A 15,137-nucleotide genomic window follows, 5' to 3' on the forward strand; every position below is an offset into this window, starting at 1 on the left:
GCTCCCTTGCAAGTCAAGGGAGCGGGAGACTTTCTAATTATATTATTCAAGAAAAAAATAGTTTGTTTGTTTATGTTTCAACTATGTTAAGATATTAGTTACTGTAACAGTAACAACCGATTTAAGGTGGTTATTGCGGCGGGGTTCACCTCTTCCCATTTCGAACAGAGAAGTTAAGCCCGCTAGCGCAGATGGTACTGCATTTATGTGGGAGAGTATGTCGCTGCCTTTTTTTATAAAATCCTCAACTTTTTTAAGTTGGGGATTTTTTTTTGCATATAGGTGCAGCGTGTTCGCCCTTTGGGCTCGGTTCGCTGCCTTTTTTTTTAAAACCCTGATTCTATCGAATCGGGGTTTTTTTTTTTGGTGCAGCGTGTCGCAAGCTCGATGCGCTGCCTTTTTTTAGAAGTTCTCCTGAAAAGCGAGGACTTTTTTGTTTTGTAGTCATTTGTTACTTAGTCTTTTAGTTTTACACTGGTTTGCTGACTCCATAACTAATCTAGTATACAAGACTAGAACTAAATGCTCAACCCTGTTTCTTTGCTCTTTGCTTCTTAACGTATTTGTGTATTCCCGAATTAGCGTATTTACGAATCACCAAATTAGCGAATCATCAAATGTGCGCTATCTTGTTTGAAGTTCTCTTGAAAAGTGAGGACTTTTTTGGATTATAGAGGTAATTAAAAGTGTTTTAATTGGATGCTTATCTTTTTCACTTAGATCCTTAGCCTGTTTGCACATTATCAAATTAACGTATTTACGAATCACTAAATTTTGTTTTTTTGCTTCTTTGCATATCCTCGAATTAGCGCATTTACGAATCACCAAATTTTCCTTCTTTGCCTCTTTGCATATCTTCGAACAAGCATATTTACAAATAAACGAATCAACGATTTTGATTTTACATGTCCTAAATTACCTTCTTATTCAATGTTTTTTAGTTTGCTGGACTAAAAGAGAACCATGGATACTAACTTTTAGTTCTTTTGTAGATTTGCGAATTGAGATATCTACTTCTTGATAAATCAAACTGTTATTACTGCATTTGTTCGTAAATTACACACTATTCTATAGCGCTGATATTAGTGCTAATATTTTATAAAAATTATGAAAGTTACTGATATATTGAAAGGTATACCAAAGGCAACTTTGAAAAAAATTGAGAGTGTCTTAGTGCGAGAGTTGGATGAAGAAAAGAAAGGAGTATTTGTTTCTTATGTAGATGAGGGGGATTCAACTTTTGATGTACGGCTCGAAGTGTTTGAAAATAAGTTAATTAAACACTTGTGTGATTGTGGTGTTGATGAGGAGTATTGTTTGCATAAACTTGCTGTATTGAAAAGTTTAAAAAGTGCGAATAAATCAACATTAAAAGTCGAAAAGAAAAAAAGAACTAGGAAGCTTAGTGAGTCGGAAATATTAATTATGAATTTGGATAAAGATGCTATTGCATCTTGGATGCAATCATTGTTTAAAGTGAACAAGGATTTGGAATTGCAGTTTCTATTGCAATTCGGAAAACAAGAAGTTCATTATATTCCAGAGGATGTTAAATTACTTATTAATGAGGCTATTAAGTCTGTAGTAGGAAAGCGTAAAAAACTTGATGCTCGTGAAGTGAAGAAAGTAGCTGACTTAGTAAATCAATCTTTAGAAGGAGTTAAGGAGTTTATTTTAATTCATAGTCATCAAGAAACTGTTATTGATTTAACTAATGCTGTGTATGAGTGTATAAGTGATTTTGAGAGCAGAGTGACTTATACAAGTGTTAGAATGTTAAGGGTGTTAGATGCTTTTATAGAGCATGTTGCATTGTCTATTGTACAGATAAAGGATGTTAGTGCTTTAAAAAATATGTTTAGAAAAATATGGGATAATGTATTTAAGTTGAATAATGAAACATATTCTAGATGTGATTTCGAATTATTAAAGTATGTGTTTTCAAGTTGTACAGTTGAGCAGAATGTTTTTTTTGTAAGTGAAACGATTAAGGAGATGGAACGTTTAGGAATATCTTTTGACAGTGTGTCTATGGAGGTTAAAAGTTTCTTTCTAGATGTTCTAGTAAGTGATTCTTTGATTAAGGAGTATAAGAATTACTTCGTTCCTATAAGATTTGAAAATGAGTTTAATATGAAATTGCTGAATATTCTTAAGGATGTCGATGGTGATTTAATGGAAGAGTATGCTTTAACAATTATAAATAGTAATCGTGAAGAAAAATACAATTTTGCTTATTATCAGATACTTCAAGATTGGTATTTAAGTATTAATGATTTGGAGAAAGTTGTTAAGTACAAGAAGTTACTTTTTTTGTATAATAGATCTGTTGAAGAGTACATGTATATATTGAATAATGATGATATTTCATCATTTAAGAAGTTTCGACAATATTTATTTAAACATTTGCAATCTGAGTTTCATAAGAGAAAAAGAAGTGAAGATTTTGTTTTTGCTTTATTGGATGCTGAAAAGGACTATTCAGAGATGTTAACTTATATTGATTATCACATTCGTTTCCATGTGTTCTTTCCTTATCTAAACGAGTTGTTTTCTTTTAATAAAGAAGAATTATTAAAGAGATTGTTATTTATTGGTAAGTACAGTTTGTATGGAGAAGAGGTTCATGATGGAGCTGTTGAATTTGTAGTAGCTAATTATTCTAAAGAACATTTGTTATTGCAATTGAATAGCGAGATTGTAGGTAGGCATTCTTTTAATGAAACTCTGCTATTAGCTTTAAATTAAAATAATTAAGTATTGTGTTGTAAAAGGATTGTATTTATACAATCCTTTTTTTTTTTTGATTAATCAAATCTTGTTGATTGATTTTTAAAACAATCATGTGGTTTTTAGAATTATTTTCTTTGCAAATATTTAACAACTGAATTATATTCTTTTATTCGTATATATTTCCGAATTATATTCTGATTTAGTAATTTTGCGCGCTGAAACTGAGATATGGAATACAAGTTAGACGAAATAGACTTAAAAATTCTTCGAATGATGCAGGATAATGCCCGCATTAATAATGCTGAGTTAGCCCGTGAACTTGGTATGGCACCTTCGGCTGTACTGGAACGAGTGAAGAAGTTGGAGCAAAAAGAGGTTTTATTAGCATATTATGCGAAAATTAATCCTATAGCATTAAATCAAAAGATGCTGTCTTTTATTTTTATTAAAGTTGATGAAATTATTGGAGACGAGCGTACCGGAAGATTATTAGCGGAGATTCCTGAGGTATTAGAAGTGCATGATATTGCTGGAGATGATGGATATTTAATAAAAGTTAGAACACAGGACTCTTTGGCTTTGGTACATTTAATGAGAAATTCTCTTTCGAAAATAGATGGTGTGATTTCAACCAGAACCATTATAGTATTGCAGACAGTTAAAGAAGATAATAAAATTATAGTTCCAGTTAGTTTAGATTAGTTATGGCAAATTCAATTCAAGCGGCAAATAAAAGCATGGTTATCTTTGCATATGCTGTAGTGTATTTAGTGTGGGGGTCTACTTTTTTCTTTATTCATAAAGCATTAAGTGATTTTACTCCTTTCGTCCTTGGTTCTCTTCGATTTTTGAGTGCCAGTATTTTGTTGATGACTTATTGTAAAATGAAAGGCTATGTTTTGTTTAATAAGAAAGTTGTTAAGCAGGCTTGTTTCGTAGGTTTCTTATTGTTATTTGTTGATATGGCAAGTTTGATATGGGCGGAACAACATGTTTCAAGTGGTATTGCTGCTATTATGGCGGCGGCGGCGGCAATTTGGTTTGTTGTATTGGATAAGCCTCAATGGAAACGTAATTTTTCTAGTTTACCTATAGTTATTGGACTGTTATTTGGTTTCATTGGAGTTATTATGTTATTTGCTGAGCAAATTACTATAGCGGGTGACGAATCACAAAAATGGTTGAATATATTTTGTATGGCATTATTGGTCTTTGGTTCAATTGCTTGGACGGTTGGATCTCTTTATTCAAAGTATAGTACTGATAAAAAAGATGAGTCTTCAGAAGACTTACATGTAATGGTAAAGACTGCATGGCAGATGATTACAGCTGGAGTAATGTTTACTTTAGTTGCTTTGTTTAATGGAGAGTATGCACAATTAGATGTAGCAGATGTTTCTTTTTCGGGCTGGTTTTCTATGGGATATTTGATAACGTTTGGGTCTGTGTTAGCATTTAGTAGTTATATATGGTTATTGCAAGTTCGACCAGCAACTGAGGTTAGTACTTATGCATATGTGAATCCAATTGTTGCAGTGATTTTGAGTTATTTTTTTACAGATGATATTATTACTAGTTTACAGATTTGGGGTTTGGTAGTGATCTTAATAAGTGTTTTGTTGATGAATTGGGATTTGTATAAGGGACACCGCTATTTTAAATATTTTGAATCATTTAAGAAGCCTTTAAAAAAATTAAAAAAACTTCATTTAAGCAATTAATTATTTTTCAATTATAAATCGATGAAATGGTAATAGACCTTGTGTTTATTACCATTTTTTCTTTAAAATACTTGTTTTAAGGTAATTGGATTGAAAATTAGTAAATAATATTTTTCTATTTCATTGAAATGTATTATTTTTGCACGGCTTTTGGGTTAGTATGGTTCTCCAAAAGATTTATATCTATTTTTAATTACTTCTGTATAATTTATTACTGACTTAGGAACCAATAGAGAAGCAGAATACAAATTTATTATCAGCGATGTCTGAACAAATACAAACACAAGACGAATTTTTGAAAGGATTTGATTGGGAAAATTACGAAAATGGTATTGATACTGTTGACGAGAGCCAATTAAAAGAGTTTGAAAATTTAGTAGACAAAACATTTATTTCTACAAACGACGAAGAGGTAGTTGATGGGGTAGTTGTTAGAATCACTGACAGAGATGCGATTGTAGATATCAATGCAAAATCTGAAGGTGTTATTTCTTTAAACGAATTCCGTTACAATCCAAACTTAAAAGTTGGAGATAAAGTAGAGGTTTTAATTGACGTAAGAGAAGATAAATACGGACAATTAGTTCTTTCTCACAGAAAAGCTCGTACTATCAAAGCTTGGGACAGAGTTATTGCTGCTCATGATACAGGAGAAATCGTTAATGGTTTCGTGAAATGTAGAACTAAAGGTGGTATGATTGTTGACGTTTTCGGAATTGAAGCTTTCTTACCAGGTTCACAGATTGACGTTAAACCTATCCGTGATTACGATCAGTATGTAAACAAAACTATGGAATTTAAAGTTGTGAAAATCAACCATGAATTCAAAAACGTAGTAGTTTCTCACAAAGCTCTTATTGAAGCAGATATTGAGATTCAGAAAAAAGAAATTATCGGTCAATTACAAAAAGGTCAAGTACTAGAAGGTGTTGTTAAAAACATTACTTCTTACGGTGTATTTATTGACCTTGGAGGTGTTGATGGATTAATTCATATTACTGACCTTTCTTGGTCAAGAATTAACCACCCAAGTGAAGTATTGGAATTAGACCAAAAATTGAATGTTGTAATCTTAGACTTTGATGATGAGAAAACAAGAATTCAATTAGGTTTGAAACAATTATTCGCTCATCCTTGGGATGCTTTAGATACTAACTTAAGTGTTGGAGATAAAGTAAAAGGTAAAGTAGTTGTTTTAGCTGACTACGGTGCTTTCATCGAGGTTGCTGAAGGTGTTGAAGGTTTAATCCACGTTTCTGAAATGTCATGGTCTACTCACTTGAGATCTGCACAAGATTTCGTTAAAGTAGGTGATGTAGTAGATGCAGTTATTTTAACTTTAGATAGAGAAGAACGTAAGATGTCATTAGGTATCAAACAATTGACTCCAGACCCTTGGACTGACATTACTTCAAAATATCCAGTAGGTTCTAAACATGTAGGTGTTGTTCGTAACTTTACTAATTTTGGTGTTTTTGTTGAATTAGAAGAAGGAATTGACGGGTTGATTTACATCTCTGATCTTTCTTGGACTAAGAAAATCAAACATCCATCTGAATTTGTAAATGTTGGAGATAAATTAGACGTAGTTGTTCTTGAGTTAGACGTTGAAGGACGTAAACTTTCTTTAGGGCACAAACAAACTACTGCTAATCCATGGGATAAATACGAAGAAGCTTTTGCTGTTGGTACTATTCATACAGGAGAAATCTCTGAGATAGTTGACAAAGGAGCTACTGTAGAATTCGGTGACGATATCGTTGCTTTTATTCCTACTCGTCATTTAGAGAAAGAAGATGGTAAAAAATTGAAAAAAGGCGAATCTGCTGAATTTAAAGTTATTGAATTTAACAAAGAATTCAAAAGAGTAGTTGCTTCTCATACTGCTATTTTCCGTCAAGAAGAAGAGAAAAATGTAAAAGCTGCTGAGACATCGACGTCGTCGTCTTCTCAAGCGGAAAGAACAACTCTTGGAGATATTGATGCTTTAGCTGAATTGAAAGAAAGAATGGAAAAAGGAGAAAAATAATCCTTAGAAATTTTTAAATATTAAGTCAGGCCACAATCGAAAGATTGTGGCTTTTCTATTTTAATCCATTTCAAAAGAAGTACTATATTTAGTTTTTAAACTAGAATACCCCTAAGAAAAATGCCCATAGTAATAGTAAAGCAACCGCAATAACAACAAGTAGTATGATGTTGTTTCTTCTTCTTTTTATTCTGCTATTCCTATATACATCGTATTCTTTTTTAAACTTTTTGTACAATAGGTCGTCTCGTAATAATTCTTGTACTCTTTCCCAGTACTTATCTTTTGGACCTACTATATACTGTTCTCCTTTTGTATTGGTGTATTTGAAAGTGTAAATATTGTCCTTGTATTCAATACTAGCTATTTCGTCATTAGATGCAATCGAAGTTTTTTCTAGAATACTTATTTGTGTTCTTACTTCATCTGCCGTAAGCTGGGTTTCGCTTACCAATTTCTCAATTAGTTCTTGAACTCGATTAGTTCGCAAATAATCTGTTAGGTCAGTGCGACTGTAAGTCTGACTTCCAATCGTAATGGTGTTTAAGGAATGATTATTCATAGTAGAATCTGTTTTATTGTAATAAAGCTACAAAAAAAATAGATATCTTTTGAATAATGTTTAAAAAAAAAGACTAACGTTTGAGTTAGTCTTTTTGATAGAGTTAATTTGTTGTTATTTTATTGCTGTTAATTCAGCTATTTTGACAATTACGTTAACTGCTTTTTGCATGCTTTCTACTGGAACATATTCATATTTTCCATGAAAGTTATGACCACCTGCAAAAATGTTTGGACATGGTAATCCCATATATGATAGTTGTGAACCATCTGTTCCGCCACGTATTGGTTTAATCAAAGGTTTAATGCCTAAATCTTTCATCGCTTTTTCTGCAATATCAACGATATGAATTTCTGGTTCAACCTTTTCTTTCATATTAAAATATTGGTCATCGATAGTGCATTCTACAATCGGACCTCCAAATTTCTTTTTGTATTTTTTATTCAGTTTTTCAACTAATTTTTCAATTAATTTCTTTCTCTCTTTGAATTTTTTCAGATTATGGTCGCGAATGATTAATTCTACTTTAGATTCTTCTATAGAGCCGCTTACAGTATGAACGTGAAAGAAACCTTCGTATCCAGATGTTTTTTGTGGTACTTCGTCTTTAGGTAGTTTTGCAATGAATTTATTAGCTAGTAGAATAGAATTTATCATTTTTCCTTTAGCATATCCTGGGTGAACACTTTTTCCAGAGAAAACTAATTTCGCTCCTGCTGCATTAAAGTTTTCATATTCAAGTTCTCCTACTTGACTTCCGTCCATTGTATAAGCCCAATCAGCTCCAAACTTTTCTACATCAAATAGATGTGCACCTCTTCCTATTTCTTCATCAGGAGTGAAACCTACTCTAATTTTACCATGCTTAATTTCTGGATGGTTAATCAAGTATTCCATTGCTGTTACAATCTCTGTAATTCCAGCTTTATCATCTGCACCTAAAAGTGTAGTACCATCTGTTGTAATTAAAGTTTGACCTTTATATTGCAACAGATCTTTGAAATAACCAGGAGATAATATTATATTTTGTTCTTTATTTAAAATAATGTCACCACCATCATAATTAGGAACTATTTGCGGTTTTATATTGGCACCGGTAAAATCAGGTGAAGTATCAAAGTGAGAAATGAAACCTATAGTAGGTACTTCATAATCAACGTTACTTGGTAGCGTAGCCATAATATAAGCGTGCTCATCTATGGTTACATCTTCCATGCCAATTTGTTTTAACTCTTCTACAAGTTGGTTGGCAAGATTCCATTGTTTTTCTGTACTTGGACAAGTGTCTGAATTTGGATCTGATTCTGTGTCAACTGTAACATAGCTGATAAATCGATCAATAATTTTTTGCATGATGTTCATATTTAATAAGAACAAAAATACAAATTTATTGTAGACCCCATGGATAGAGTCGTGATTATTCATTGATTTTCGAGTAGTTTGTATAGGTTGACTTGTTTATATTTTATCTTTGAGTAATCTAATATTGAATGCTATGAATAGATATCTGAGTTTTATTTTTTTATTCTTGACAACATTTTGCTTTGCTTTAAATCCGGTTAAAGAATATGTGGAACATCCTGCTAATTTCAATTTTAAATATGAGCAACATAAGCTAGAAACAGAAGATGGTTACTTATTGAATTCTTGGCTATGTTTGCCGAGTAAAGAAACTTCAAATAACACTGTACTAGTTGTAGCTTATGGAGATGCTGGAAATATGTCTTATTTGTTGAGACAAGTAGATGAACTTGTGAAAAATGGCTTTACAATATTACTCTTTGATTATCGGGGGTTTGGTGAGAGTCAAGATTTTTTAATGGATGAAAAACAGCTCTATTACGATGAGTTTGCAATTGATTTGAAGTCTGCCTTAGAGTTTGCTTCAAATCGTTTTAAAAGCTCTAGAATTGGATTATGGACATTGTCAATGGGGTCTATTATGGGAACTTTAACTGCAGAGTCAAATTTGTTTAGTTTTATGGTTAGTGAGGGGTTTGTGTCAGATCCAAATTCAATTGTGGAAAAACTCAAAGAGTATAAAGATGAAGTTTACTTGCTTCCTAAATCTAGTTCTCATTATTCGGAAGAACTGAGCAAGTTAAGTATTCCAGTCCTTCTATTTGCTGGAGAACGTGACGGTTTGACAACTGTAGAGGAAAGTCAACGTGTGACATTTCTTAATCCTAAGAGTGAAATAGTTTTATTTAAAGGAGGGCATCTCCAAGGATTTCAAGCGCTTTCAGGAACTTATCACGGAGAGAAGTATATTAAAGCAATCACTAATTTCATTAAAGCTTTATAAGCTTTTTAGATTTGACTATTTAATTGTATAGTTTATTAAAAAAATAACGAAACCTTATTGGAGACTGTCTTTTTATATTGGTTTCAAAAAGTTTATATTTGTATCTGAACAACACATACAACTATGTTAACAAATTTGAATGCAATTTCTCCTATAGACGGACGATATAGAAGTAAAACTCAATCTTTAGCTGCTTTTTATTCAGAAGAAGCTTTAATAAAATATCGAGTTTTGGTAGAGGTGGAATATTTCATCGCTTTATGTGAGTATGAAATTCCTCAATTAAGTGGTGTATCTGAATCTGTTTTTCCTGAATTAAGAAAGATATATCAGAATTTCTCGCATGAAGATGCTCTTAAAATTAAAGAGACAGAAAAAGTAACCAACCACGATGTGAAAGCGGTTGAGTACTTCATTAAGGATGCATTTGATAGATTGAATTTGAGTAAGTTTAAAGAATTTATTCATTTTGGTCTTACTTCTCAGGATATTAATAACACAGCTATTCCTCTTTCAACGAAAGAAGCTTTTCACGAAGTTTATATGCCTGCTTTTATTAATATTGTCAACAAATTAAAAGAATTAAGTATTGAGTGGAAAGATGTTCCAATGCTTGCACGCACACATGGACAACCCGCATCACCAACTCGCTTAGGAAAAGAGTTTTTGGTATTTGTCGAACGATTGGAAGAGCAGTTGAGATTATTAAATAATGTTCCCTTTGCTGCTAAGTTTGGTGGAGCTACTGGTAATTTCAATGCACATTGTGTTGCATATCCAGATCGTGACTGGAGACAATTTGGTTCAGATTTCGTTGAGTTGTCACTTGGCTTGAAACATTCATTTCCAACTACTCAAATAGAGCATTACGATCATTTTGCTGCGTTTTTTGATGCCTTAAAACGTATCAATACCATAATAATTGACTTAAATCGTGATTTATGGACCTATATTTCAATGGAATATTTTAAGCAAAAAATAAAAGAAGGAGAAATCGGTTCTTCAGCTATGCCGCATAAAGTAAATCCAATTGATTTTGAAAATTCAGAGGGTAATTTGGGAATGGCTAATGCTATTTTTGAGCACCTTTCAGCAAAATTACCAATTTCTAGATTACAACGTGATTTAACGGATAGTACGGTGTTAAGAAATATTGGCGTACCAATGGGACATACTCTAATCGCTTTTGATTCAACTCTTAAAGGATTAAACAAGTTGCTTTTAAATGAATCAAAGTTTGCAGAGGATTTAGAGAATAACTGGGCAGTAGTAGCAGAAGCAATTCAGACCATTTTGAGAAGAGAAGGATATCCTAATCCGTATGAAGCATTAAAGGATTTGACAAGAACTAATAGTGTTATCAACAAAGAATCTATGCACAGGTTTATAGAGGCTTTACAAGTTTCTGACGCTATTAAGGCAGAATTGAAACAAATTACACCTAGTACCTACTTAGGAGTCTAAAGCTTTAAAATACTATATAAAAAGCGCTATATAATTATGTAGCGCTTTTTTCATTTTATGAAAAGTAAAATAAAAAAGGGAACTCTAATTAAAGAATTCCCTTTTTTGTATTTATTCGTTAATGAGATTGACTATAGGTGAATAACCTCGTCATAAGCAGCTGCTACTGCCTCCATAACTGCTTCACTCATTGTTGGGTGAGGGTGAACTGCTTTCAATACTTCATATCCAGTAGTTTCTAATTTTCGTGCAATAACTGCTTCTGCAATCATATCTGTAACACCTGCTCCAATCATATGACATCCTAACCATTCACCATATTTAGCATCGAAGATTACTTTTACGAAACCATCTGGTGTTCCAGATGCTTTTGCTTTTCCTGAAGCTGAGAAAGGGAATTTCCCAACTTTAATTTCATAACCAGCTTCTTTAGCTTTCTTCTCAGTCATTCCAACTGATGCTATTTCTGGTGTAGCATAAGTACATCCAGGAATGTTTCCATAATCTAATGCTTCTACATGTAGACCGGCAATTTTTTCAACACATAAAATTCCTTCCGCAGAAGCAACGTGTGCCAAAGCTTGTCCAGGGACTACGTCTCCAATAGCATAATATCCTGGGATATTAGTTTGGTAAAAATCATTTACTAAGATTTTATCTCTATCAGTAGCGATTCCAACCTCTTCTAATCCAATGTTTTCAATATTTGATTTAATTCCAACAGCTGATAATAAGATGTCTGCTTCAAGAATTTCTTCTCCTTTTGCTGTTTTTACAGTTGCTTTAACTCCTGTACCAGATGTGTCAACACTTTCAACTGATGAATTTGTCATGATATTAATACCTGACTTTTTCAAAGAACGCTCAAACTGTTTAGAAATATCTTCATCTTCTACTGGAACGATATTTGGCATGAACTCAACAATGGTTACATCTGTTCCCATAGAATTGTAGAAGTGTGCAAATTCAACTCCAATAGCTCCTGAACCTACAACAATCATTTTCTTTGGTTGTTCTGCTAAAGTAAGTGCTTGGCGGTATCCAATTACTTTTTTACCATCTTGTGGTAAATTAGGCAATTCTCTTGAACGAGCACCTGTTGCAATGATAATATGGTCTGCAGAAATTTCTGTTACTTTTCCATCTTTATCAGTAACGTCAACTTTTTTACCTGGTTTTATTTTACCAAATCCATCAATTACTTCAATTTTATTTTTCTTCATTAAGAACTGAACACCTTTGCTCATATCGTTCGCAACTCCTCTTGAGCGGTCAATTACAGCATTGAAGTCTTTGTCAACAGTTCCGTCGATGGTTAAACCATAATCTGAAGCGTGTTTAAGATAATCAAAAACTTGCGCAGATTTCAAAAGTGCTTTTGTTGGAATACATCCCCAATTTAAGCAAATACCTCCTAAGTTTTCTTTTTCAACAACTGCAACTTTAAAGCCTAATTGAGATGCTCTAATTGCTGTTACATACCCTCCTGGGCCACTTCCTAATACAATAATATCGAATTTCATGTCTTTGTTTTTATATTTTTAATACTCTCAAGAATAACCATAACTGGCAAAGGTTAGTGTGTTATTTATGAGTCTTTCTATATAACCAATCAAGTTACGAAAATAATGATTTATTTCTGTTATTGAAACTTTCATAATGAAAAGTTCCTCTTGAAGTATTTCTATCTAATAATTATAATTAACTGTTAGTTTTATTAAGATATTCGTAATCATAGGGTGCAAAATGATTTGAAAAAATCAAAATTTCACTATGCTATAATACCACTTTGATATTGAGAGTCGTATAGGTTTCGATAATATCCACCTTCGATTTGCAATAAATCATCATGAGTACCTTTTTCCACGATCTGTCCTTGGTCCATAACTATTATTTGGTCTGCACTCACTATGGTTGCTAAACGATGTGCAATGACTATTGAGGTGCGATCTTGAGTTAGATAATTAGTAGCTCTTTGAATAAGTTCTTCAGAATAACTATCAATAGAAGATGTTGCTTCATCTAAGATAAGAATGCTTGGGTCACTCACATAGGCGCGGAGGAAAGAGATTAATTGTCGTTGTCCAGAAGATAACATAACACCACGTTCTTTAACGTTGTAGTCATATCCGCCAGGTAAGCTCTGTATGAATTCATGTATTCCTATTTTCTTAGCTGCTTTTACAACTTCTTCTCTTGATATTCCAGGATTATTAAGAGTAATATTGTTTAAAATAGAGTCGCTAAATAAAAAGACATCTTGAAGTACTACAGCAATTTGTTTTCGCAAACTTCTTAAAGTAAATTCATTGATATTAGTCCCGTCTATATAAATTCTACCATTATCTATATCATAAAAACGACTTAGTAGATTGATAATAGTAGACTTACCAGCTCCTGAGGAACCTACTAAAGCAATAGTTTCTCCGCGCTTAATATCTAAGTTAATGCCTTTTAAAACTTGTGTACCAGGTATGTAGCTGAAGTAGACGTCTTCCAATCGAATATTTCCTTGGAATCTTGGTGCTATAAGGGTGCCTTTATCCTCAATTTCCTCATTGGTTTCTAATACTTCAAAGACACGTTCTGCGGCGATGATTCCCATTTGCATGACATTGAACTTATCAGCTATTTGTCTGAGTGGATTGAATAGCATTGAAATAAGCATAGTGTAGGCAAATAAATCTCCAAAGGTTGTTAGGTTGTCACCATTCACGATAGAAATTCCTCCATACCAGATAATAAAACCTAACGTTAAAGAGGAAACTATATCTGCAATGGGGAAAAAGATAGAGTTGTACATAATATTGCGCAACCAAGCAGTATTGTGTTTATTGTTTATCTCTTTGAATTTTTCATATTCAATATCTTCTCTGTTGAACAATTGTACGATTTTCATACCAGTTAAACGCTCTTGTACAAAGGTATTCAGGTTTGATATCTGTGTTCTCACTTCCTGAAATGCACTTTTCATTTTTAATTGAAAAATACGAGTAGCATAAACAAGTATTGGCATTGCGATTAGAACTATACAGCTCAGTTTCCAATTCATATAGAACATGATGCCTAATACTACAATCATCTTTAATAAATCGCTGACTATCATAAACAGTCCTTGACTGAATATACTTGCAATAGATTCAATGTCAGATACTGATCGTGTAACAAGTTTTCCAACTGGTTCTTTGTCGAAATAACGCATTTTGAAATTGGTTATTTTATTAAAAAGCTGCTCTCGCATATCTTTAACAATGTCTTGACCTAGCCAGTTCGCCCAATACACAAAATAGAATTGCGACACGACTTCTAGAATTAAAACTATCCCCATGAGTCCTACAAAAACTAGTAATCCATAGGTATCTTTTGTTTGTACGTAATCGTCTACTGTTTGTTTTAGCATATATGGACGTAAAGCAGCAAATATAGAAAGTGCTATAGCCCAAACAACTACCCAGTTGAAACGTTTTTTATATGGTTTTGAGTAGTCTAGTATTTTTTGTAGTGATATAGATTTTATTGCTTTCATTATATATAGGGGTAGGTAACTTGGGTTAAAAATAAACCTTTTCCAGGGACTGAAAAACCTGCTTTACTTCTGTTTTTACTTTCTATTATTGTTCGGAATTCAGATAAGGATGTTTTTTGCATTCCAATATTAACCATCGTTCCAACAATCGCGCGCACCATATTTCTGAGAAAACGGTTAGCAGTGATAGTAAAAACTACATGAGATTCTTTTTGCTCCCAAACAGCGTTGAATATAGTGCAATTAAAGGTAAAAACATCACTATTAGTCTTTGAAAAACATTCAAAATCTTCGTATTCAAAAAGAATTTTACAAGCTTCGTTCATTAGATCCAGATTTAAGGGTCTGTGTTGATACCATCTTGTTTCATCTGAGAAAACATCTTTTTCTAGTGTGATATGATATTCATAGGTTCTTGTCAATGCGTCAAAACGTGCATGAGCATCAGTGGCAACTGGATGTATATTGTGTACTGCAATATCTTTTGGTAAAAAAGAATTAAGCTTTTTTAGTAGTTCTTCGGTTTCGAAAGTTTCGATATAATCAAAATGAGCAAACATTTTCTTGGCATGTACACCTGCGTCAGTACGACCTGCTCCAACTAATTCTATAGGGTTTTTCAACAATAGTGATAAAGCAGTAGTAAGGGTTTCTTGTACCGTTTTTGCATTTGGTTGTATTTGCCAGCCGTGGTAATGCGTTCCGTTATATGCGAATTCTAAAAAATATCTCAAAACTATTTCTTTGCTTTTATAGATAGCAAATATAATAGAAAATGGCGAGAGCTTGATTTTCAT

Annotated in this window: 11 protein-coding genes and 1 rRNA gene; 7 read left to right on the plus strand and 5 right to left on the minus strand. The window is 32.8% G+C overall.

Annotation, left to right across the window (positions count from 1 at the left end; translation table 11 throughout):
* The first annotated feature begins 122 nt into the window (after positions 1–122).
* The 5 genes from rrf to rpsA all read left to right on the plus strand — a co-directional run bounded on the left by rrf (position 123) and on the right by rpsA (position 6,483).
* Positions 123–232 (plus strand): 5S ribosomal RNA (gene rrf / locus BM024_RS11490).
* A gap of 875 nt (positions 233–1,107) precedes the next feature.
* Positions 1,108–2,748 carry a hypothetical protein gene (locus tag BM024_RS11495; protein ID WP_090680423.1) on the plus strand — a complete coding sequence of 547 codons (1,641 nt, stop codon included), beginning with the start codon at positions 1,108–1,110 and terminating at the stop codon, positions 2,746–2,748.
* A gap of 213 nt (positions 2,749–2,961) precedes the next feature.
* The gene (locus BM024_RS11500; RefSeq protein ID WP_090680425.1) at positions 2,962–3,435 is read left to right on the plus strand and encodes an Lrp/AsnC family transcriptional regulator; all 474 of its coding nucleotides are present in this window, start codon (positions 2,962–2,964) and stop codon (positions 3,433–3,435) included.
* Positions 3,436–3,437: 2 nt separating this feature from the next.
* Positions 3,438–4,454 carry an EamA family transporter gene (locus BM024_RS11505; RefSeq protein WP_090680429.1) on the plus strand — a complete coding sequence of 339 codons (1,017 nt, stop codon included), beginning with the start codon at positions 3,438–3,440 and terminating at the stop codon, positions 4,452–4,454.
* Positions 4,455–4,716: 262 nt separating this feature from the next.
* The gene (rpsA, locus tag BM024_RS11510; RefSeq protein WP_090680432.1) at positions 4,717–6,483 is read left to right on the plus strand and encodes a 30S ribosomal protein S1; all 1,767 of its coding nucleotides are present in this window, start codon (positions 4,717–4,719) and stop codon (positions 6,481–6,483) included.
* Positions 6,484–6,583: 100 nt separating this feature from the next.
* Here rpsA and BM024_RS11515 read toward each other — a convergent pair whose 3' ends face one another.
* Both BM024_RS11515 and pepT read right to left on the minus strand, forming a co-directional pair.
* Positions 6,584–7,045, minus strand: a complete 462-nt coding sequence (locus BM024_RS11515; protein WP_090680435.1) for a hypothetical protein — start codon at positions 7,043–7,045, stop codon at positions 6,584–6,586.
* A gap of 114 nt (positions 7,046–7,159) precedes the next feature.
* A complete protein-coding gene (gene pepT, locus BM024_RS11520; RefSeq protein WP_090680437.1) occupies positions 7,160–8,398 on the minus strand; it encodes a peptidase T in 1,239 nt (412 codons plus the stop codon).
* 142 nt (positions 8,399–8,540) lie between these two features.
* Between pepT and BM024_RS11525 the strand changes: the two genes are divergently transcribed.
* Positions 8,541–9,350, plus strand: coding sequence for an alpha/beta hydrolase family protein (locus BM024_RS11525; protein ID WP_090680440.1), 810 nt, complete (start codon positions 8,541–8,543; stop codon positions 9,348–9,350).
* Positions 9,351–9,473: 123 nt separating this feature from the next.
* Positions 9,474–10,814 (plus strand): adenylosuccinate lyase, encoded by a 1,341-nt coding sequence (purB, locus tag BM024_RS11530; protein WP_090680443.1) that lies wholly within the window; start codon positions 9,474–9,476, stop codon positions 10,812–10,814.
* 131 nt (positions 10,815–10,945) lie between these two features.
* Here purB and lpdA read toward each other — a convergent pair whose 3' ends face one another.
* The 3 genes from lpdA to truA form a co-directional block, all read right to left on the minus strand.
* Positions 10,946–12,337: a dihydrolipoyl dehydrogenase gene (gene lpdA, locus BM024_RS11535; protein WP_090680447.1), complete on the minus strand. Its 1,392-nt coding sequence runs from the start codon at positions 12,335–12,337 to the stop codon at positions 10,946–10,948.
* A 248-nt stretch (positions 12,338–12,585) separates the two neighbouring features.
* Positions 12,586–14,340, minus strand: coding sequence for an ABC transporter ATP-binding protein (locus BM024_RS11540; protein ID WP_090680449.1), 1,755 nt, complete (start codon positions 14,338–14,340; stop codon positions 12,586–12,588).
* Positions 14,340–15,074 carry a tRNA pseudouridine(38-40) synthase TruA gene (truA, locus tag BM024_RS11545; protein WP_090680717.1) on the minus strand — a complete coding sequence of 245 codons (735 nt, stop codon included), beginning with the start codon at positions 15,072–15,074 and terminating at the stop codon, positions 14,340–14,342. The genes BM024_RS11540 and truA overlap by 1 nt, the downstream gene beginning before the upstream one ends.
* Positions 15,075–15,137 lie beyond the last annotated feature (63 nt).

Source organism: Myroides guanonis (assembly GCF_900114085.1).
Classification (GTDB): Bacteria; Bacteroidota; Bacteroidia; order Flavobacteriales; family Flavobacteriaceae; genus Flavobacterium; species Flavobacterium guanonis.

What these genes read in the sequence shown, in the direction of transcription:
- BM024_RS11495 (WP_090680423.1), top strand. Translation starts at nt 1,108, where the DNA reads ATGAAAGTTACTGATATATTGAAAGGTATACCAAAGGCAACTTTGAAA.
- rpsA (WP_090680432.1), top strand. Translation starts at nt 4,717, where the DNA reads ATGTCTGAACAAATACAAACACAAGACGAATTTTTGAAAGGATTTGAT.
- lpdA (WP_090680447.1), bottom strand. Translation starts at nt 12,337, where the DNA reads ATGAAATTCGATATTATTGTATTAGGAAGTGGCCCAGGAGGGTATGTA.
- BM024_RS11525 (WP_090680440.1), top strand. Translation starts at nt 8,541, where the DNA reads ATGAATAGATATCTGAGTTTTATTTTTTTATTCTTGACAACATTTTGC.
- pepT (WP_090680437.1), bottom strand. Translation starts at nt 8,398, where the DNA reads ATGCAAAAAATTATTGATCGATTTATCAGCTATGTTACAGTTGACACA.
- BM024_RS11540 (WP_090680449.1), bottom strand. Translation starts at nt 14,340, where the DNA reads ATGAAAGCAATAAAATCTATATCACTACAAAAAATACTAGACTACTCA.
- BM024_RS11515 (WP_090680435.1), bottom strand. Translation starts at nt 7,045, where the DNA reads ATGAATAATCATTCCTTAAACACCATTACGATTGGAAGTCAGACTTAC.
- purB (WP_090680443.1), top strand. Translation starts at nt 9,474, where the DNA reads ATGTTAACAAATTTGAATGCAATTTCTCCTATAGACGGACGATATAGA.
- BM024_RS11505 (WP_090680429.1), top strand. Translation starts at nt 3,438, where the DNA reads ATGGCAAATTCAATTCAAGCGGCAAATAAAAGCATGGTTATCTTTGCA.
- BM024_RS11500 (WP_090680425.1), top strand. Translation starts at nt 2,962, where the DNA reads ATGGAATACAAGTTAGACGAAATAGACTTAAAAATTCTTCGAATGATG.